19 protein-coding genes are annotated in these 18,180 nt (G+C 73.2%); 13 read left to right on the forward strand and 6 right to left on the reverse strand.

Features of this window, described 5'->3' with window-relative positions; translation table 11 throughout:
* Window positions 1-34: 34 nt before the first annotated feature.
* The 4 genes from ATJ88_RS11475 to ATJ88_RS11490 all read right to left on the reverse strand — a co-directional run bounded on the left by ATJ88_RS11475 (window position 35) and on the right by ATJ88_RS11490 (window position 4,517).
* Entirely contained in the window at window positions 35-586 is a 552-nt protein-coding gene (locus ATJ88_RS11475; protein ID WP_098463934.1) for a hypothetical protein, read from the reverse strand.
* A 55-nt stretch (window positions 587-641) separates the two neighbouring features.
* Window positions 642-1,544: a sugar ABC transporter permease gene (locus ATJ88_RS11480; protein WP_098463935.1), complete on the reverse strand. Its 903-nt coding sequence runs from the start codon at window positions 1,542-1,544 to the stop codon at window positions 642-644.
* A 1-nt stretch (window position 1,545) separates the two neighbouring features.
* Window positions 1,546-3,204: an ABC transporter permease subunit gene (locus tag ATJ88_RS11485; RefSeq protein WP_098463936.1), complete on the reverse strand. Its 1,659-nt coding sequence runs from the start codon at window positions 3,202-3,204 to the stop codon at window positions 1,546-1,548.
* A gap of 68 nt (window positions 3,205-3,272) precedes the next feature.
* A complete protein-coding gene (locus ATJ88_RS11490; protein WP_098463937.1) occupies window positions 3,273-4,517 on the reverse strand; it encodes a sugar ABC transporter substrate-binding protein in 1,245 nt (414 codons plus the stop codon).
* A 192-nt stretch (window positions 4,518-4,709) separates the two neighbouring features.
* Here ATJ88_RS11490 and ATJ88_RS11495 point away from each other — a divergent pair, with 192 nt between their 5' ends.
* The 6 genes from ATJ88_RS11495 to ATJ88_RS11520 all read left to right on the forward strand — a co-directional run bounded on the left by ATJ88_RS11495 (window position 4,710) and on the right by ATJ88_RS11520 (window position 11,025).
* The gene (locus ATJ88_RS11495) at window positions 4,710-5,729 is read left to right on the forward strand and encodes a LacI family DNA-binding transcriptional regulator (protein WP_245852369.1); all 1,020 of its coding nucleotides are present in this window, start codon (window positions 4,710-4,712) and stop codon (window positions 5,727-5,729) included.
* Between the two features lie 124 nt (window positions 5,730-5,853).
* Window positions 5,854-7,638 carry a glycoside hydrolase family 13 protein gene (locus ATJ88_RS11500; RefSeq protein ID WP_098463938.1) on the forward strand — a complete coding sequence of 595 codons (1,785 nt, stop codon included), beginning with the start codon at window positions 5,854-5,856 and terminating at the stop codon, window positions 7,636-7,638.
* A gap of 132 nt (window positions 7,639-7,770) precedes the next feature.
* The gene (locus tag ATJ88_RS11505; RefSeq protein ID WP_098463939.1) at window positions 7,771-8,388 is read left to right on the forward strand and encodes a hypothetical protein; all 618 of its coding nucleotides are present in this window, start codon (window positions 7,771-7,773) and stop codon (window positions 8,386-8,388) included.
* A 114-nt stretch (window positions 8,389-8,502) separates the two neighbouring features.
* Window positions 8,503-9,183: a copper resistance CopC family protein gene (locus tag ATJ88_RS11510; protein ID WP_098463940.1), complete on the forward strand. Its 681-nt coding sequence runs from the start codon at window positions 8,503-8,505 to the stop codon at window positions 9,181-9,183.
* Window position 9,184: 1 nt separating this feature from the next.
* Entirely contained in the window at window positions 9,185-9,799 is a 615-nt protein-coding gene (locus ATJ88_RS11515; RefSeq protein ID WP_098463941.1) for a copper chaperone PCu(A)C, read from the forward strand.
* Window positions 9,799-11,025, forward strand: coding sequence for a Dyp-type peroxidase (locus tag ATJ88_RS11520; protein ID WP_098463942.1), 1,227 nt, complete (start codon window positions 9,799-9,801; stop codon window positions 11,023-11,025). Before ATJ88_RS11515 ends, ATJ88_RS11520 begins: the two co-directional genes overlap by 1 nt.
* Window positions 11,026-11,031: 6 nt before the next feature.
* On the opposite strand, the gene dusB is transcribed toward ATJ88_RS11520, so the two are convergent.
* Entirely contained in the window at window positions 11,032-12,204 is a 1,173-nt protein-coding gene (gene dusB / locus ATJ88_RS11525) for a tRNA dihydrouridine synthase DusB (RefSeq protein WP_098463943.1), read from the reverse strand.
* A 122-nt stretch (window positions 12,205-12,326) separates the two neighbouring features.
* Here dusB and ATJ88_RS18350 point away from each other — a divergent pair, with 122 nt between their 5' ends.
* Entirely contained in the window at window positions 12,327-12,482 is a 156-nt protein-coding gene (locus tag ATJ88_RS18350; protein WP_170023608.1) for a hypothetical protein, read from the forward strand.
* Window positions 12,483-12,586: 104 nt separating this feature from the next.
* On the forward strand, window positions 12,587-12,733 hold the full coding sequence (locus tag ATJ88_RS18355; RefSeq protein WP_170023610.1) for a hypothetical protein: 147 nt from the start codon (window positions 12,587-12,589) through the stop codon (window positions 12,731-12,733).
* A 93-nt stretch (window positions 12,734-12,826) separates the two neighbouring features.
* Here ATJ88_RS18355 and ATJ88_RS11530 read toward each other — a convergent pair whose 3' ends face one another.
* Window positions 12,827-14,218: a glycine--tRNA ligase gene (locus ATJ88_RS11530; protein ID WP_098463944.1), complete on the reverse strand. Its 1,392-nt coding sequence runs from the start codon at window positions 14,216-14,218 to the stop codon at window positions 12,827-12,829.
* Window positions 14,219-14,409: 191 nt separating this feature from the next.
* Here ATJ88_RS11530 and ATJ88_RS11535 point away from each other — a divergent pair, with 191 nt between their 5' ends.
* Genes ATJ88_RS11535 through ATJ88_RS11555 form a run of 5 tightly spaced genes read left to right on the forward strand, consistent with a single transcriptional unit; the run spans window position 14,410 to window position 18,136 of the window.
* Entirely contained in the window at window positions 14,410-15,411 is a 1,002-nt protein-coding gene (locus tag ATJ88_RS11535) for a metal ABC transporter solute-binding protein, Zn/Mn family (RefSeq protein ID WP_098463945.1), read from the forward strand.
* A complete protein-coding gene (locus ATJ88_RS11540; RefSeq protein WP_098463946.1) occupies window positions 15,408-16,232 on the forward strand; it encodes a metal ABC transporter ATP-binding protein in 825 nt (274 codons plus the stop codon). The genes ATJ88_RS11535 and ATJ88_RS11540 overlap by 4 nt, the downstream gene beginning before the upstream one ends.
* Before the next feature lie 14 nt (window positions 16,233-16,246).
* On the forward strand, window positions 16,247-17,155 hold the full coding sequence (locus tag ATJ88_RS11545) for a metal ABC transporter permease (protein ID WP_098465302.1): 909 nt from the start codon (window positions 16,247-16,249) through the stop codon (window positions 17,153-17,155).
* Window positions 17,152-17,556 carry a Fur family transcriptional regulator gene (locus ATJ88_RS11550; RefSeq protein ID WP_098463947.1) on the forward strand — a complete coding sequence of 135 codons (405 nt, stop codon included), beginning with the start codon at window positions 17,152-17,154 and terminating at the stop codon, window positions 17,554-17,556. Before ATJ88_RS11545 ends, ATJ88_RS11550 begins: the two co-directional genes overlap by 4 nt.
* A 40-nt stretch (window positions 17,557-17,596) precedes the next feature.
* A complete protein-coding gene (locus ATJ88_RS11555; RefSeq protein WP_245852371.1) occupies window positions 17,597-18,136 on the forward strand; it encodes a DedA family protein in 540 nt (179 codons plus the stop codon).
* Window positions 18,137-18,180 lie beyond the last annotated feature (44 nt).

Genomic DNA, 18,180 nt, shown 5'->3' on the forward strand with positions numbered 1-18,180 from the left:
CCTTCCGGTCGGCGGGCGGGCCGCCGCCAGGAGGTCAGCGACGGCGGCGCCCGAGCGCCCACCCGAGGGAGAGCGCGAACGCGACCCCGACGATCTGGACGCCGAGGATGGCCTTGTTGAGGTCGAGCACGGGCTGCCAGCTCGTGCCCTCGGCGGAGACCACGTACACGCCGAGCGGCTTGACCCGCAGACCGTAGCCGCCGCCCCCGCCGTTGCCCTCGCCCGAGGCGTCGCCGTGGGTCTCGCCGCGGATCTCGCCCTGGGCGTCGCCCGAGGCGTCACCGTGGTCGTCGGGGCCGCCCTCGCCGCCCTCGGCCGCCGAGCCGACGCGGAACGAGCGGGACCAGCCGCCGATCTGGCCGGTGCCCTTGCCGGCACCGGTGCCCTGGCCGGAGCCCGCGCCGGACCCGGTCCCGGCGCCGCCGCCCGAGCCCGTCCCGAGGCCTCCCCACACCTTCGCGACGGGGATGACGAGCTGGCCTTGGTGCTCGTACGGTTCGCCGTACGCGCGGCGCACGGAGAACGAGTCGTCGGCGGCGTCGGTGAGCCGCCCCAGGTCCGGGGTGTAGCTGCGCGTCTCGGTCATGCGCCCAGGCTAGGGCCAGGGTGTGAGGCCCGCCACAGGCGGGACCACCTGTTCCTCAGCCCTTCACCGAACCGGCGGTGAGGCCGCCCACGATGTACTTCTGCAGGAACAGGAACAGGGCCAGGACGGGCAGCGTCGAGATGACGGCACCCGCCGCGAACAGCCCCCAGTTGGCCTCCAGCAGGCTGGACACCCACGAGTACAGGCCGACGGCGAGCGTCCAGTTCGCCTCGGACTGCAGCAGCACGCGAGCGATGACGAATTCGCCGAACGTCGAGATGATCGACAGCAGCGCGACGACCGCCAGGATGGGGGTCACCAGGCGCAGGATGATCGTCCAGTACGTCTGGGCGTGCGTGGCGCCGTCGATCTTCGCGGCCTCGTCCAGCTCGCGCGGGATCGTGTTGAAGAACCCGTACATGAGGAACGTGTTCACGCCGAGCGCGCCGCCCAGGTAGACGCACACGAGCGCCACGTGGGAGTTCAGGCCGAGCGCGGGCACGACCTCGCCGAGGCTGATGAGCAGCAGGAAGATCGCGACGAACGCGAGCATCTGCGGGAACATCTGCAGCACGAGCAGGGTGGTCAGGCCGGCGCGGCGGCCCGCGAACCGGAACCGGCTGAACGCGTAGGCCGCGGCGGCGCCCATGAGGACCGTGCCGATCGCGGTGGCGACGGCCACCTTGACGGAGTTCGCGGTCCACTCCCAGAACCGGGTGTCGGCCAGCGCCGCGTAGTTCGCGGTGCTCACCGAGTCGAAGAGCTGGTTGGACCCCGTCAGGGTGCCGTTCTCGCTGAGGGACGCGGACAGCACGTAGACGATCGGGAAGACGGCGTACACGACGAACACGACGCCGACGACGTGCCGCCAGCCGACCTCGGCGAACCAGCGGCCGGCGGAGCGGCGGCGGCGCGGGGAGACCGGCCGCGCGGTGGTGGGGAGCGTGGTGGCGGTCATGTCAGTTGATCTCCTCGAGCGCGCGGGTCCGCCTGAAGGCGACGGCGCTGATCGTCGCGATGATCACGAAGATGACGATGGACAGCGCGCTGGCCAGGCCGAAGTTCTTCGGGGCGTTCCCGTCGAGGCCGGCCACCGAGTACACCATCGTGATGAGGATGTCGGTGTGCCCCAGCGGCACGGAGGCGTCCTCGAAGCGGGGTCCGCCGCCGGTGAGCATGTACACCAGCGCGAAGTTGTTGAAGTTGAACGCGAAGCTGGAGATGAGCAGCGGCGCGGTGGAGACCAGCAGCAGGGGCATCGTCACCGAGCGCCACGTGCGCCAGCGGCTGGCGCCGTCGATCTTCGCGGCCTCCATGACGTCGCCGGGCAGGGACTGCAGGGCACCGGTGCAGATGAGGAACATGTAGGGGAACCCGAGCCACAGGTTGACCCCGATGAGGGACAGCTTGGCGAGCCACGGGTCGGTGAGCCACGGGATCGCGGCGCCGCCGAGCAGCACCTGGTTGACGAAGCCGAAGCTGCGGTTGAGCAGGCCGGACCACAGCAGCGGCGCGACGAACCCGGGGATCGCGTACGGCAGGATCAGCAGCGTCCGGTAGACCTTGCGGCCCCGGATCGGCGTGTTGAACACCGTGGCGAGGAACATGCCGAGCAGGAACGTCGTGCCGACCGACGCGATCGCGAACACGAACGTCCAGATCACGACCTGGAGGAACGGTCCGGCGTAGCGCGAGTCGGAGAACGCCTGCGTGAAGTTGTCGAACCCGACGAACACGCGCCAGCCCACCGCGAGGGTCGAGCCGTCGGCGGCCTCGAACTGGCCGGAGTCGTTGGGGGTGTAGACGGTGCCGGTCGTCGTGTCCGTCATGGTGTCCGCGGCCTCGTCGTAGACGAGCGCCGAGGTGTACACGTACCCGGTGCGGGCGTCGGTGGTGCGCACCGAGCCGTCGGCCGCGTCGTCCGAGACGGGCACCCGCAGGTTCGTCACCTCGTCCTGACGCTCCAGCACCTGCTGGCGGTCCAGGACCTCCCAGCCGTCGACGGCGGCGACGCGCCCGTCGGTCACGGTGGCGTCCACGGTCGTCAGCGGGTCGTCGGCGTCGCCGACCGCCGTCGTACCGTCGGGCTGCACGACGGCGAACCCGAGCTGGTCACCGTCCGCGACGACGGTGAGCGGCATGGACGGCGAGCCCTCGACGCGCCGCTCGTTCTGCACGAGCAGCGCGGCGACGGCGTCCTCCTTGGTGGAGTTGTGGCCGTCGCCGTAGTTGGTGAACGCCACCCAGCCGGTGTAGGCGATGGTGAACACCTGGAACGTGAACAGGAACACCAGGCCCGGCAGCACGTACTTCAGCGGCACGGTGCGCCGCGAGAAGTACACCCAGTTGGCCACCAGGAGCATGGCGACCATCGCCCCGAGGATCACCCAGGAGCCGGCCACCCACGCGGACCACACGACGTAGACGCCGAACGCGTCCACCACGGCCATGAGGGCGAGCTTGGCGAGGAAGCCCGCGCCGTAGCGCCGGGCGGGGGACTCGTCGGGGCGGGACCGGCGCGGTCGCCGGTGGCCCTCGTCGCCGGGCGGCTCGGCGGTGACGACGGAGCCGGGTCGTGCGTCGGTGGCGGGTGCGCCGGGGCGGGGGTCGGTGCTCATCGCGGGGCCTTCCGGGGTCGCGCGACGGGCCGTGGCGGTGCCACGGCCCGTCGCGAGAGGTCAGGACGTCAGGAGCCGAGGGCGCCGTCGATGTCGGAGATCATCTTCTGCCAGGCCTTGGCCGGGTCCGCGGCGGAGCCGGACAGGATGTTCGCCTCGGTCACGCCCCAGAAGGCCCACACGGAACCCATCTCGGGGATGGACGGCATCGGCACGGCGTCGGCGCCGACCTCGCGGAAGCCCGCGACGATCGGGTCGGACGACGCGGCGTCCGCGGCGGCGGTCAGCGCCGGCGGGCGACCGCCGGCCTCGAACAGCGCGGTCTGGGCCTCCTGCGTCGACAGGAAGTTGACGAGGAAGTCGTTGGCGACGAGCGCGTTCTCGCTCTGCGCGCTGACGTAGAAGCCCTGCACGCCGACGAACGGCTGCGCGGCCTGGTCGCCGGCGGCCGGCACCGGGTCGATCGCCAGGTCGAGGTCGGCGAACTGCTCCAGCATCCAGGGGCCGCCCACGATGAACGGCGACTGGCCCTTGGCGAACGCCTCGACGGCGATGTCGTAGGTGATGTCGGTGGTCAGCGTGCCGGCCTCCCCCTGGTCGGCGAGCCACTGGGCGTAGGCCTCGCCGGCCTCGCCGCCCATGGCGAGCTCCGGGGAGTACGAGCCGTCCGCGTTCTGCTCGAACACCGGGGCGCCGAACGACGTCTGGAACGGGTAGTACGTGTAGGGGTCACCCTCGGTGCCGGTCTGGATGAGGAACGGGTACTTGGTCCCGGCGTCCTTGCCCATCGACACGGCCTCGTCCCAGGTGGCGGGCGCGGAGTCGGCGAGCTCGGTGTTGCGGATGAGCGCGATGTTCTCGATCGCGTAGGGCAGGCCGTAGACCTGGCCGTCGGCGGTGAACGCCTGGACGGCGACGCCCTCGAACTCGGCGGCCTTGTCGCCGAGCTCGACGGGGGCCACGACGCCGTTGGTGATGAGCTCGCCGAGCCAGTCGTGCGCGCCGACGGTGACGTCCGGGCCCTCGCCCGTGGGGACCTGGGCGATGAAGTCGGTGCGGATGTCCTCGAAGTTCTTCAGGACGAGCTCGACCTCGGTGCCGGTCTCGGCGGTGAAGTCCTCGGCGGCGGCCTCGACGGCGGCCTGGCGGGTCTCGTCCACCCAGACGGTGAGGGAGCCGCCGGCCCCCTCGGCCTCGGTGGTGGCGGCGTCGGTGGACTCCTCGGCCGGCGTCGCGGGCTCCTCGGACGTCCCGCAGGCGCTCAGCGCGAGGGTCGTGACGAGGGCGGAGGCGAGCAGGATGCTCCGTCGCATCGGGGTTCTCCCAGCGTTCGATGGTGGCCCGGTGGCGTGAGGACGCCTGGGCCCGGCTGAGCGTGAATCTAGATCCGTTCCGTCATTTCTTGCAACATCTTGCAATAACGTTTCGGCAACGAACTGCCGAAACGCGTCTCGACTGGGAACAGTCACAGGCCGGTGACCTGGTTGTCCCCTACGATCGACCGCGTGCGTACCCGACTGAGCGACCTGGCCGAGCAGGCCGGCGTCTCCACGGCCACGGTCTCGCGCGTGCTCAACGGCAAGCCCGGCGTGGCGAGCTCCACGCGCCAGGCCGTCCTGGCCGCCCTCGACGTGCTCGGCTACGAGCGGCCCTCCACGCTGCGCGGCCGGTCCGCGGGGCTCGTCGGGCTCGTCGTGCCCGAGCTCACCAACCCCGTCTTCCCGGCCTTCGCCCAGGCGGTCGAGTCCGTCCTGGCCCAGCGCGGGTACACGCCGCTGCTGTGCACCCAGGCCCCGGGCGGCACCACGGAGGACGAGTACGTCTCCACACTGGTCGACCACTCGGTCGCCGGGATCATCTTCATCTCCGGGCTGCACGCCGACACCCGCGCCAAGCACGGGCGCTACGAGCTACTGCGCAGCCAGGGCGTGCCCATCGTGCTCGTCAACGGCCACGCCCCGGGGATCGACGCCCCGTTCGTGTCGCCGGACGACGCCGAGGCCGTCGACGTCTCCGTCCAGCACCTGGTCACGCTGGGCCACACCCGGATCGGACTCGCGGTCGGACCGGAGCGCTACGTGCCCGCCCGGCGCAAGGTCGAGGCGTTCACCGCGGCGCTGGTGCGCCACGGCGTCGCCCCCGACCTCGCCGCCGCGCAGCGGCACGTGATCAGCACGCTGTACACGCTGGAGGGCGGCCAGGTGGCCGCCGGCGAGCTGTTCGACTCCGGGCACACCGCGGTGGTGTGCGGGTCGGACATCATGGCGCTCGGCGCGGTCCGCGCGGCTCGCGCCCGCGGCCTGTCGGTTCCGGGCGACGTCTCCGTCGTCGGCTACGACGACGCCCCGCTCATCGCGTTCACCGAGCCGCCGCTGACCACGGTGCGCCAGCCCGTCGAGGCGATGGCGCACGCCGCGGTGAGCGCCCTGCTCACGGAGATCTCGGGCGACCGGGCACCGCGCACGGAGCTGCTCTTCTCCCCCGAGCTCGTGGTGCGCGGCTCGACGGGCCCCGTCCGCCGCTGACCCCTTGCGCAGCCCGCCCGGGACGCGCAGCCTGGGACGACCGGACCGGACCTCGTCCGGCGTTGCAAGATTTTTCAGTACGCTTGCACACGACCCCGCACCCGTCCCGATCGTGAGGACCCCCATGGCCACCACCGAGCCGACCACCCCGACGACCGCGCTGCCGCTCGGCGCGACCGTGCACGTCGGGTCCGACGCCGCCCGCGAGTGGTGGCGCGACGCCGTCATCTACCAGGTCTACCCCCGCTCCTTCGCGGACGGCGACGGCGACGGCATCGGTGACATCCCCGGCATCACCTCGAAGCTCGACCACCTCAAGACCCTCGGCGTCGACGCCGTCTGGCTCTCGCCCTTCTACCGGTCCCCCCAGAAGGACGCCGGCTACGACGTCGCCGACTACCGCGACGTCGACCCCCTGTTCGGCACCCTCGACGACTTCGACGCCATGCTCGCCGGCGCCCACGACCGCGGCATGCGCGTCATCGTCGACCTCGTGCCCAACCACACCTCCGACCAGCACGCCTGGTTCCAGGAGGCGCTCGCCGCCGCCCCCGGATCGCCCGAGCGCGCGCGCTACGTCTTCCGCGACGGCCGCGGCCCGGCCGGGGACGAGCCGCCGAACAACTGGCAGTCGATCTTCGGCGGCCCCGCGTGGACGCGCCTCGCCCCCTCGAGCACGGCCGACGGCGCCTCTTTCGACGAGCCCAGCCCGCAGTGGTACCTGCACCTGTTCGACTCCTCCCAGCCCGACCTCGACTGGACGCAGCCCGAGGTGCGCTCCGAGTTCGAGGACGTCCTGCGGTTCTGGCTCGACCGGGGCGTCGACGGGTTCCGCGTCGACGTCGCCCACGGCATGATCAAGGCCGACGGCCTGCCCGACTGGCACGGGCACGTCGCCATGGTGGACGGCTCCACGGACGACGACGCGCAGGCCACCGACCCGGGCGCCCCCGAGGACGGCTCCACCGGCGCCGGCAACCAGGGCCCCATGTTCGACCAGGACGGCGTCCACGAGATCTACCGCGACTGGCACCGCGTGCTCGCCGCCTACGACGGCGACCGCTGCCTCGTGGCCGAGGCCTGGGTCGAGCCGCTGTCCCGCCTCGCCCGCTACGTCCGCCCGGACGAGATGCACCAGGCGTTCAACTTCTCGTTCCTCACCACCGGCTGGGACGCCGCCGCGCTGCGACGGGTCGTCGCGGCGTCGTACCGCGCGAACGACGAGGTCGGGGCGCCCACCACCTGGGTGCTGTCCAACCACGACGTCGTGCGCCACGCCACGCGCCTCGGCCTGCCCGACCCGGGCGTGCGCCCGAACGGCGTGTTCGCCACCGACCCGCAGCCCGACGAGGAGCTCGGCCTGCGCCGCGCCCGCGCCGCGTCGCTGCTCATGCTCGGTCTGCCCGGCTCCGCGTACCTCTACCAGGGCGAGGAGCTCGGCCTGCCCGAGCACACCACGCTGCCGAACGACGTCCGCCAGGACCCGGGCCACTTCCGCACCGACGGCGCCGAGGCCGGCCGCGACGGCTGCCGCGTCCCGCTGCCCTGGCAGGCCGACGCCCCCGGTCTCGGGTTCGGCCCCACCGGTGCCACCTGGCTCCCGCAGCCGGAGTCGTACGGCCGCTACGCCGCCGACGTCCAGTACGGCGACCCGACCTCCACGTTCGAGCTGTACCGGGCGGCGCTGGACACCCGTCGCGCCGAGGGCCTCGGCCACGGCGGCCTGACCTGGCTCGAGGGCTGGGCGGACTCCGCCGACGTCGTCGCGCTGCGCAACCGCGACGTCGTCGTCCTGGCGAACCTCGGCAGCACCCCCGTCGAGCTCCCCGCCGGCCACGAGGTCCTGCTGTCGTCCGGCCCCGTGGACGGCACGCTGCCCGCCGACACCACCGTCTGGCTGCGCGCCTGACGCTCCTCCGTCCGCCCCGCCCCCTCGCTGCGGGGAGGCGGGGCGGCGACGGCCGGTCCGGACCGTTCGTCTCGCACGCGGTCGTCGCCGGCGCGGACGGACCGACGACACGACTGCCCTAGGATCGTCCCGATGAGGTCCCCCGACGGTCGCACCCGCTCCGCCCGCGCGCTGCGCGGCGGCGTCGCGGCGACCGTCGCGACGGGCGTCGCCCTCGCCTCCCACGTGGCCGCCGGCGGGGCCGTCCCCGGACTGCTGGGCGTCCTCGCCCCCTGGGTCGTGTCGCTGTGGGTGTCCACCCTCGTCGGCGCGCGGCCCGCCCGCTGGCGCACGATCGTGTCGGTGGGCGCCGGCCAGGCCGCGTTCCACACCCTGTTCGTGCTCGGCACCCCGACCGGCGCCACCGCGCCGACCGGCGGGCACGCCCACCACGCCGCGGCGCCGATGCTGCCCGCCGGCGGCACGGACCTCCCCGCCCTCGCGCCCGCCGACCTGACGATGGGGGTCTGGCACGCCGCCGCGGCCGCCGCCACCGCCGCGCTGCTGTTCCACGGCGAGGCCCTGATCGGCCACCTGCGGCGCCTCGCCGGGACCGTCGCGGACCGCCTGCTCCCTCGCGCCGTGCTGGTGCCCGCCGTCGTGCCCCGCACGCCGCGCCCCGCACCCGTGGCCGCCGCCGTCCCCCGCGCCCGCTACGGGCCCGAGCTCTCCCCGCTGCGGCGACGCGGCCCCCCTGCCTCCACGGTCTGAGCCCTCACGGGTCGGCGTCGCCGACCCGTGCGCCGCCGCGCGTCCCCGACGTCGCGGCGTGCGTCCGCCCACCGTGCTGACGCCCCCGGGGCGTCGGAGAGGTACCCCCATCCCATGCATCGCACCCGCGCTCTCGCGGGCGTCGTCGCCGGGGTCGTCGCGCTGCTCGCGACGGCCGCCCCCGCGTCCGCCCACGACGAGCTGATCTCCAGCGACCCGTCCGCCGACACCGTCCTCGACGCCGCCCCGGACGAGGTCTCCCTCACGTTCTCCGACGAGCTGCTCGACCTCGGCGCCGTGGTCGTCGTCGCCGACGCCGCCGGCGACGACTGGGCCGCCGGCCCGCCCGTCCTCGACGGCGACCAGGTGACCGTCCCGGTCACCGACGGCATGCCCGACGCAGGCTACGAGGTCCGGTGGCGCATCGTCTCCGCCGACGGGCACCCGATCTCCGGCGTGGTCCCGTTCGTCGTCGGTGACAGCACCCCACTCGACCGAGCCGGTGCGCCACCCGCCGGCGACGACGCGTCGCCCTCGTCCGGCACGGCGGCACCGTCCGACAGCGAGGACGACACCATCGCCGACGCCGTGCCGGCCGACGACGCTGCGGCCACGACCACCCAGGACGACGGGCCCGGTCGGGTCCTGCTCGTCGGGGCCGGCGGCGCGCTGCTCGCGCTCGCCGTGCTGCTCCTCGTCTCCCGTTCCCGCCGCCGCGACGCCGCGGCCGGCCCCGACGCCACGCCCGCGGACGCCTCGTCCGCCGCGCCGTCGGACTCCCCTGAAAGGCACTGACATGACGTCGCACCTGCACCGCACCGCCCCGGCCGTCACCCTGCTCACGCTCGGCGCGCTCGCCCTCGCCGCCTGCGCGCCCGCCGACGACCCCGCGGCCGTCCCCGCGGCCGCCGCGGCCGCCGCGTCGTCCGTCACGATGGCCGACCCGTGGGTCAAGGCCGCCGACGAGGGGATGTCCGCGGCGTTCGGCCGGATCACGAACGACGGGACCACCGACGTCACCGTCGTCGGCGCCGCGTCGCCCGCCGCCACGGCGATCGAGCTGCACGAGACCGTCGACGACGGCTCGGGCGCGATGACGATGCGGGAGGTCGACGGCGGGTTCGTCGTGCCCGCCGGTGAGAGCGTCGCGCTGGAGCCGGGCGGCGACCACCTCATGCTCATGGGGCTGACCGGCCCGCTGGAGACCGGCGCGGAGGTCACGATCACGCTGACCTTCTCCGACGACTCCACGACCGAGATCAGCGCCCCGGTCAAGGACTACTCGGGCGCCAACGAGAGCTACTATGGCGACGACACCGACACCGACACCGACATGGACATGGACATGGACGGCGGCGACCACGGCGACCTGGAGTCCGACCACGAGCACACGGTGGACGAGGACTCCTGATGGCCGCCCCGGACCGGAGCCCTCGCACCGGCCGGGCGGGCTCGACCCGTCGGCAGTTCCTCCTGTCAGGGGCTGTCGCCGGTGTCGGCGCCGCCGCGGCGATCGGTGCCGACCAGCTCCTGCGCCCACCCGCCACGGCCGACCCGCCGCCCGCCGCCCCGCACGGGCAGGAGTCGGTCCCGTTCCACGGCGAGCACCAGGCGGGGATCGCGACGCCCGCCCAGGCGCACGCCACGTTCCTCGGCCTGGACCTGCGCGACGACGTCGACCGGGAAGCCCTCGCCCGGCTGATGCGCATCGTGTCCGACGACGCGGCCCGGCTCACCCGGGGCGAGCCGGCGCTCGCCGACTCCGAGCCCGAGCTGGCCCTCTCCCCCGCCCGGCTGACCGTGACGTTCGCGTTCGGACCTCGCCTGGTGGCCCGGGCGAGCGGTGTGGCGCCTGCGTGGCTGCGCCCGCTGCCGGAGTTCACCGTCGACCGGCTCCTGCCGGAGCTGAGCGACGGCGACCTGCTGGTGCAGGTGGCCGCCGACGACCCGCTGACGGTGGCGCACGCCGTCCGCATGATCCTCAAGGACACGCGCAGCTTCACCACCGTCCGGTGGGTGCAGCACGGGTTCCGCCGCGCGTACGGCACGGAACGGCCGGGGACGACGATGCGGAACCTGTTCGGCCAGGTCGACGGCACGGTCAACCCCGAGCCCGGCACCACCGACTTCGACGAGGTCGTGTGGTGCACCGACGGGTGGCTCGCGGGCGGCACGAGCATGGTGCTGCGCCGCATCGCCATGCACCTGGACACGTGGGACGAGCTCGACCGGTCGGGGCGCGAGCAGTCCGTGGGCCGCTACCTGGGCAACGGCGCGCCGCTGACCGGGACCCGGGAGCGCGACGAGCCCGACTTCACCGCGACGACGCCGCTCGGGTTCCCCGTCATCGGCGAGTTCTCGCACGTCCGCCGCGCCCGCGGCGACGACCCGACCCAGCGGATCTTCCGCCGCGGGTACAGCTTCGACGGCGTCCCCGCGGGCGGCGAGGTGTCGGACTCGGGGCTGATCTTCGTCTCGTTCCAGGCGGACGTCGACCGCCAGTTCACGCCGATGCAGCAGCGCCTGGCGGACCTCGACCTGCTCAACGAGTGGACGACGCCGGTCGGGTCGGCCGTCTTCGCCGTCCCGCCGGGCTGCGCGGAGGGCGGGTTCGTCGGGGAGACCCTGCTGACCTGAGCCGGGTCAGCCGCCGGAGACGGACAGCTCGGCCTCGCGCAGCTTGGCCTCGAACTCGGCGTCGAGGTCGCGGGAGTCGAGCCATCCGTACGGCAGGTGCGGGGTCTTGGCGGACCCGGCCCGGCCGCGCGGGCCCTCGGCGTCGTCGCCCGGGTAACCGAGCGTGAGGTCGAGGGCGTCGAGGTGCTCGCGCAGCTCGGCGAGGGAGGACACCATGGCCAGCGCACGGCGGGCGTCGCCGCCGACGGCGTACCCCTTGAGGTACCAGGCCATGTGCTTGCGCAGGTCGCGCACGCCCTTGAACTCGTCGCCGTCGTAGTACTCGATCATGAGCTCGCCGTGGCGGTAGATCGCGTCGGCGACCTCGCGCAGGCCGGGACGCACGCGGGCGTCGGAGCCGTTGAACGCGGCGGCGAGGTCGGCGAACAGCCAGGGACGCCCCTGGCAGCCGCGGCCGACGACGACGCCGTCGGCGCCGGTCTCGCGGACCATGCGCACCGCGTCCTCGGCGGCCCAGACGTCGCCGTTGCCGAGCACGGGCACAGTGCGCACTTCCTCCTTGAGCCGCGCGATGGCGGTCCAGTCGGCGGTGCCGGAGTAGTGCTGCGCGGCGGTGCGGGCGTGCAGCGCCACGGCGGCGGCGCCGAGCGACTCCGCGGTGCGCCCCGCCTCCAGGTAGGTGAGGTGGTCGTCGTCGATGCCCTTGCGCATCTTGACGGTCACCGGCACCCCGTAGGGCTCGGCGGCGGTGACGGCCGCACACACGATGTCGGTGAAGAGCTGCTTCTTCCAGGGCAGGGCCGCGCCGCCGCCCTTGCGGGTCACCTTCGGCACGGGGCAGCCGAAGTTGAGGTCGACGTGGTCGGCCCGGTCCTCGCTCGCGATGATCCGCACCGCGGCGCCGACGGTCGCGGGGTCCACCCCGTACACCTGGGCCGAGCGGGGCGTCTCGTCGGCGCCGAACGTGACGATGCGCAGCGCCTCGGGGTTGCGCTCCACGAGCGCGCGGGAGGTCACCATCTCGGCCACGTACAGCCCCGGGTCGAACCCGGTCGACCGGCCGGCCTCGCGGCACAGGGTGCGGAACGCGCGGTTGGTCACGCCGGCCATCGGCGCGAGCACGACGGGCGTGGCCACCGTCAGGGGACCGATCTGCAGCGGGGGGAGGACAGCACTCACCGGCCCATTCTCCCATCCGGGCCACGGGCGACCGCAGTGGCGCCGCTCACGAAAACGTTCCCCGAGATGCCGAGGAGGACAGCCGGTGGCAATCTGTCGCAATCTCGACGAAAGGAAAGAACATGGCTCTCTGGCTCGTCCTCATCATCGCCGGCCTCGTCTCGCTGGTGCTCGGCCTCATCGCCCTGGGGAACTTCTTCGTGTGGGCCGGTGTGATCGCGATGGTCGTCGGAGTCGTGCTGGTGCTGGTCAACCGCGGGAACCGCAAGGTCGGCTGATCCACAGAGGGAGAGCGCTCCCCCTTCCGGATGCGCAATGCATCGCATCGTGTAATTCTCAGACATGTCGGGCAAGACCTGTCGCGACGAACGAAGGAGATCCCATGCCTCTGTGGCTCATTCTCATCATCATCGGTGTCGTCCTCCTGGTCCTCGGCCTCGCCGGCGTCGCCAAGATCCTGCTCTGGATCGGAGTCGCCATCCTGGTCGTCAGCCTCGTGCTGGCCCTGCTGAACCGAGCCAAGAAGTAGCACTCCTCCCGCCCCGCACCGAGGGGCAGCAGACGCGAACGGGGGCCGCCCATCTCGGGCGGCCCCCGTTCGCGTGCGCGGGAGAGGTGGCGGTCAGGCGCCGAGCAGACGCTGGCCCAGGTAGCCGGCGACCTGGTCGAGCGCGACGCGCTCCTGCGACATCGTGTCGCGGTCACGGATGGTGACGGCCTGGTCCTCGAGCGTGTCGAAGTCGACCGTCACGCAGTAGGGCGTACCGATCTCGTCCTGACGGCGGTACCGCTTGCCGATGGCCTGGGTGACGTCGTAGTCGACGTTCCAGTGCTCGCGCAGCTCGGTGGCGAGCTTCTCGGCGGTCGGCAGGAGCTCGGCGCTCTTGGACAGCGGCAGCACCGCGGCCTTGACGGGCGCGAGGCGCTTGTCGAGACGCAGCACGGTGCGCTTGTCGACGCCGCCCTTGGTGTTGGGCGCCTCGTCCTCGGCGTACGCCTCGACGAGGAACGCCATGAGCGAGCGGGTCAGGCCGGCGGCCGGCTCGATGACGTACGGGAAGTACTTCTCGTTCGTCACCGGGTCGCGGTACATGAGGTCCTTGCCGGAGTGCTCCGCGTGCGTCGACAGGTCGAAGTCGGTGCGGTTCGCGATGCCCTCCAGCTCGCCCCAGTCGGACCCGGTGAAGCCGAAGCGGTACTCGATGTCCACGGTGCGGGTCGAGTAGTGCGACAGCTTCTCGGCCGGGTGCTCGTAGAGGCGCAGGTTCTCGGGGTCGATGCCGAGGCCCGTGTACCAGGCCATGCGGGTGTCGATCCAGTACTGGTGCCACTCCGCGTCCGTGCCGGGCTCGACGAAGAACTCCATCTCCATCTGCTCGAACTCGCGCGTGCGGAAGATGAAGTTGCCGGGCGTGATCTCGTTGCGGAACGACTTGCCGATCTGGGCGATGCCGAACGGCGGCTTCTGCCGCGACACCGACGCGACGTTGGCGAAGTTCACGAAGATGCCCTGCGCCGTCTCGGGGCGCAGGTAGTGGCGGCCCGACTCGTCCTCGACGGGGCCGAGGTAGGTCGAGAGCATCATGTTGAAGTCGCGCGGCTCCGTCCACTGGCCGCGGGTGCCGCAGTTCGGGCACGCGATCTCGGCGAGGCCGCCCTCGGGCGCACGGCCCTTGCGCTCGGTGAACTCCTCGATCATCTGGTCCTCGCGGAACCGCTTGTGGCAGCTCAGGCACTCCGTCAGCGGGTCGGTGAACGCGCCGAGGTGGCCCGACGCCTTCCACACCGGCGTCGGCAGGATGACGGACGAGTCGAGGCCGACGACGTCAGGGCGACGCGTCATGGCCTTCCACCACTGCTTCTTGATGTTCTCCTTGAGCTCGACGCCCAGGGGGCCGTAGTCCCACGCGGAGCGCGTTCCGCCGTAGATCTCGCCGGACTGGAAGACGAATCCCCGGCGCTTGGCGAGGGAGACGACGGCGTCGAGCTTGGCGGAGGGGGACGGTGCAGCCACGGATCACTCCTGGGTGTCGGCCCCAGCCGGTGGCTCCGGCGGGGCTGGTTCGCGATGGGCCGGTGCCCTGCGGGCACCGTCTGCCAGCCTACCGGGCCGGTGCGGCGGGACCGCGCGGGCAGGCGTAGCGTGACGATCGTCGCCCCGAACAGTTTTGACATTCATTCTCGCCTAGCCTGAGAATGGTTCTCATGCCTACCCTTCGTCGCGCCCTCGCCGCCACCGCCGCGCTCGCCCTGCCGGCGGTCGCGCTCACCGCCTGCTCCTCGGACGGCGGGTCCGGCACCGACGACGGCACCCTCCAGGTCCTCGCCTCCTTCTACCCCCTGCAGTACGTGGCCGAGCAGGTCGGCGGCGACCTCGTCAGCGTCGACAACCTCACCCCGCCGTCCGCGGAGCCCCACGACCTGGAGCTCGCCCCCGCGCAGGTGCGCGCCGTCGGCGACGCCGACCTGGTCGTCTACCAGTCCGGCTTCCAGGCCGCCGTCGACGAGGCCGTCGACGCGCGCGCGCCGGAGCACCTGGTCGACGCCGCCGAGGTCGCGGACCTCGAGGAGAGCCCCGGGACGGTCGACCACCTGGACGAGCACGCGGGCGAGACGGAGGCCGAGCACGCCGAGCACGCCGACGAGGAGTCCGCCGACGACGGCCACGACCACGGGTCGCTCGACCCGCACTTCTGGCTCGACCCGACCCGGCTGGAGCCCGTCGCCGACGCCGTGGCCGCCGAGCTCTCCGCGGTCGACCCGGACAACGCCGCCACCTACGCGGCCAACGCCGAGGCCCTCACCGCGACGCTCGACGACCTCGACGCCCGGTACGCGACCGCGCTGGAGCCCTGCGCGGGCCGGACGCTCGTGACGAGCCACACCGCGTTCGGCTACCTCGCCGAGCGGTACGACCTGGTCCAGATCGGCATCGCGTCCATCGACCCGGAGGCCGAGCCGTCCCCGGCCCGCCTGCGCGAGATCGGCGACGTCGTCACCGCGAACGACGTCTCGACGATCTTCACCGAGACCCTCACCAGCCCGAAGGTCGCCGAGACCCTCGCGTCCGACCTCGGCGTGGCCACCGCCGTCCTCGACCCGCTCGAGGGCCTGTCCACCGAGGCCGCCGACGCCGGATCGGACTACGTTGCCGTCATGGACGACAACCTCGACGCCCTCGTCACCGGTCTGGGCTGCGACGCATGACCCTCCCGGACGGCTCCACGGGCGGCTCCCCCGCCGTCGACGTCCGGGGCGTGCACGTGCACCTCGGCGCCAGCCACGTGCTGCGCGGCGTCGACCTCACCGTGGCGCCCGGCGAGGTGGTCGCGCTGCTCGGCGCCAACGGCTCCGGCAAGTCGACGCTCGTGCGGACCGTCGTCGGGGTGCTGCCCCCGAGCCGGGGCACCGTCGACCTGCTCGGGCACCGGGTGGGCGACCACGTGCCCTGGGGCCGGGTCGGCTACGTGCCGCAGCGCGTGAGCGCCGCCGCGGGTGTCCCGTCGACGGCCCGCGAGGTCGTCGCGTCGGGCCTGCTGCACGGCCGTCGGTTGCGGCTGCCGCGCGGCTGGCGGGGGCGGGCCGCCGACGCGCTCGACCAGGTGGGCCTCGCCGACCGGGCCGACGAGCCGACGAACCGCCTGTCGGGCGGGCAGCAGCAGCGGGTCCTCATCGCCCGCGCGCTGGTCCGCTCCCCCGAGCTGCTCGTCCTGGACGAGCCCGTCGCGGGCGTCGACCGCCCCAGCCAGGAGGCGTTCGCCGCGACCATGACGCGCCTCGTGGGCGACGGCCTCACCGTGCTCGTCGTGCTGCACGAGCTCGGCGAGCTCGCCGACCTCATCACCCGCGCCGTCGTGCTGCGGCACGGCCGCGTGGTGCACGACGGCGCCCCGCCGCGCCCGCACGCCGCGCACGACGCCGCCGCGCACGACCACGTCCACCCCCACACCTCGGAGCTGCCGCTGCGCTCCGACACGCGCGTCGGCCTCGGCGGCCCGCTCGACACCGACGAGGAGGCCCGGCCGTGAGCGAGATCGGCTACATGCTCACCGACCCGCTGATGCAGCGCGCCCTGCTGGCGGCCCTGCTCGTGGGCGCGTCGGCGCCCGTCGTGGGCACCTACCTCGTCCAGCGGCGCCTCGCGCTGCTCGGCGACGGCATCGGGCACGTCGCCCTGACGGGCGTGGCGCTCGGCTGGCTCGTCGGGTCCACGATGGGCCTCGTGCCCGTCGACGCCCTCGCGATCCCGGGCGCGATCGTCGCGTCCGTCGTCGGGTCGGTGCTCATCGAGGTGGTCCGCCGCCGGGGCCGCACGTCCGGCGACCTGGCGCTGGCCATCATGTTCTACGGCGGCATCGCCGGCGGCGTCCTCATCATCGGCATCGCGGGCGGGTCGTCGGGCAGCCTCATGGCGTACCTGTTCGGGTCGATCTCGACGGTCACCACCACCGACCTCGTGCTGACGGTCGTGCTGTCCGTTCTCATCCTCGCCGTCGGCGTCGGGCTGCGCGCCGCGCTGTTCTCCGTGAGCCACGACGAGGAGTTCGCCGTGTCGTCCGGCCTGCCGGTGTGGGCGCTCAACATGGCGGTGGCCGTGCTCGCGGCGCTCACCGTGACCGTCGCGATGCGCGTGGTCGGGCTCCTGCTCGTCTCCGCGCTCATGATCGTGCCGGTCGCGATCGGCCAGCTGGTCACGCACTCGTTCCGCCGCACGATGACGGTCGCCTCGGTCGTGGGCGTCACGGTGTGCGTCACCGGGCTGAGCATCACCTACTGGTACCCGGTGTCGCCGGGCGCCCTCATCGTGGTCCTCGCCATCGCCGTGTACGCGGTCGTGGCAGGCTTGCACCCGCTCCTCGACCGGCGCCGGCCCACCGGCGACCCGCACCCGGACATCCCGAACGACGTCGAGGTCGGGGCGACCACCGCGGAAGGAGACTGCGTGCGATGACCCAGCTACGCATGACGAAGCAGCGCGCCGCCGTCGCCGAGGTCCTGGAGTCGTCCGACGAGTTCCGCAGCGCGCAGCAGCTGCACGAGGCGCTGCGCGGCCGGGGGGACGCCGTCGGTCTCGCGACCGTCTACCGCACGCTCCAGGCGCTGGCCGACGGCGGTGACGTGGACGTGCTGCGGGCCGACGACGGCGAGGCCCTGTACCGGCGCTGCGCCCGCACCGAGCACCACCACCACCTGGTGTGCCGGGCGTGCGGGCGTGCGGTCGAGATCGACGGCCCGACGGTCGAGGCGTGGGCGGCCAGCGTGGGCGCGGCCCACGGGTTCGCCGACATCGAGCACACCGTCGAGCTGTGGGGCACGTGCGCGGACTGCCGGGCTGCTGACAGGACGTCATGAACTGGTGAGGGCAGCCTTGCCTTAGTGGCATGATGGGGGCGTGACGAACGCCCTCACCCTGGCCGCCGCGACGGACGACGCCGCCCGGCACGGGGTGTTCACCCTCAACGGCTTCCCCTTCTGGGCGGTCTACGCCGCCGCGTTCTGCCTCGTCATGGCCCGCGCCCAGGCCACGTACTGGCTGGGCCGCGGCGTCGCCCGCGGCCTCGGCGGGTCCCGCGTGGCCTCCGTGCTCGAAGGACCCCGCGCGGTCGTCGTCGTCGGCCGCATCCACCGGTGGGGCCCGCCCGCCGTGACGCTGTCGTTCCTCACCGTGGGCGTGCAGACCGTGGTCAACCTGTGCGCCGGCTACCTGCGCATGCCTTTCGGCCGGTACCTGGTGGCCCTGTTCTTCGGCTGCCTCATCTGGGCGGCCGTGTGGACCACGGTCGGCACCGCGGCGGTCTACGCCGCGATCTGGCTGTTCCTGCTGCACCCGGCAGCGCTCGCCGCGGCCCTGGTCCTGGTCGCGGGCGGCGCCTGGTGGTGGCTGCGCCGACGCCGCGACCGGCTCGCCACCACCACCGTCGAGCCCCTGTGACCTCGCCCACGGGAGCGCCCAGGGGCCTCGGGGCGTGTGCCAGA

This window comes from Isoptericola jiangsuensis, assembly GCF_002563715.1.
Taxonomy (GTDB): Bacteria; Actinomycetota; Actinomycetes; order Actinomycetales; family Cellulomonadaceae; genus Isoptericola; species Isoptericola jiangsuensis.

Bases quoted from the DNA above. Each gene is read 5' to 3' on its own strand.
- ATJ88_RS11540 (WP_098463946.1), top strand. From the start codon at position 15,408: ATGACCCTCCCGGACGGCTCCACGGGCGGCTCCCCCGCCGTCGACGTC.
- ATJ88_RS11545 (WP_098465302.1), top strand. From the start codon at position 16,247: ATGCTCACCGACCCGCTGATGCAGCGCGCCCTGCTGGCGGCCCTGCTC.
- ATJ88_RS11550 (WP_098463947.1), top strand. From the start codon at position 17,152: ATGACCCAGCTACGCATGACGAAGCAGCGCGCCGCCGTCGCCGAGGTC.
- ATJ88_RS11475 (WP_098463934.1), bottom strand. From the start codon at position 586: ATGACCGAGACGCGCAGCTACACCCCGGACCTGGGGCGGCTCACCGAC.
- ATJ88_RS11480 (WP_098463935.1), bottom strand. From the start codon at position 1,544: ATGACCGCCACCACGCTCCCCACCACCGCGCGGCCGGTCTCCCCGCGC.
- ATJ88_RS11490 (WP_098463937.1), bottom strand. From the start codon at position 4,517: ATGCGACGGAGCATCCTGCTCGCCTCCGCCCTCGTCACGACCCTCGCG.
- ATJ88_RS11485 (WP_098463936.1), bottom strand. From the start codon at position 3,204: ATGAGCACCGACCCCCGCCCCGGCGCACCCGCCACCGACGCACGACCC.
- ATJ88_RS11515 (WP_098463941.1), top strand. From the start codon at position 9,185: ATGACGTCGCACCTGCACCGCACCGCCCCGGCCGTCACCCTGCTCACG.
- ATJ88_RS18355 (WP_170023610.1), top strand. From the start codon at position 12,587: ATGCCTCTGTGGCTCATTCTCATCATCATCGGTGTCGTCCTCCTGGTC.
- ATJ88_RS18350 (WP_170023608.1), top strand. From the start codon at position 12,327: ATGGCTCTCTGGCTCGTCCTCATCATCGCCGGCCTCGTCTCGCTGGTG.
- ATJ88_RS11510 (WP_098463940.1), top strand. From the start codon at position 8,503: ATGCATCGCACCCGCGCTCTCGCGGGCGTCGTCGCCGGGGTCGTCGCG.
- ATJ88_RS11505 (WP_098463939.1), top strand. From the start codon at position 7,771: ATGAGGTCCCCCGACGGTCGCACCCGCTCCGCCCGCGCGCTGCGCGGC.
- ATJ88_RS11500 (WP_098463938.1), top strand. From the start codon at position 5,854: ATGGCCACCACCGAGCCGACCACCCCGACGACCGCGCTGCCGCTCGGC.
- ATJ88_RS11535 (WP_098463945.1), top strand. From the start codon at position 14,410: ATGCCTACCCTTCGTCGCGCCCTCGCCGCCACCGCCGCGCTCGCCCTG.
- ATJ88_RS11520 (WP_098463942.1), top strand. From the start codon at position 9,799: ATGGCCGCCCCGGACCGGAGCCCTCGCACCGGCCGGGCGGGCTCGACC.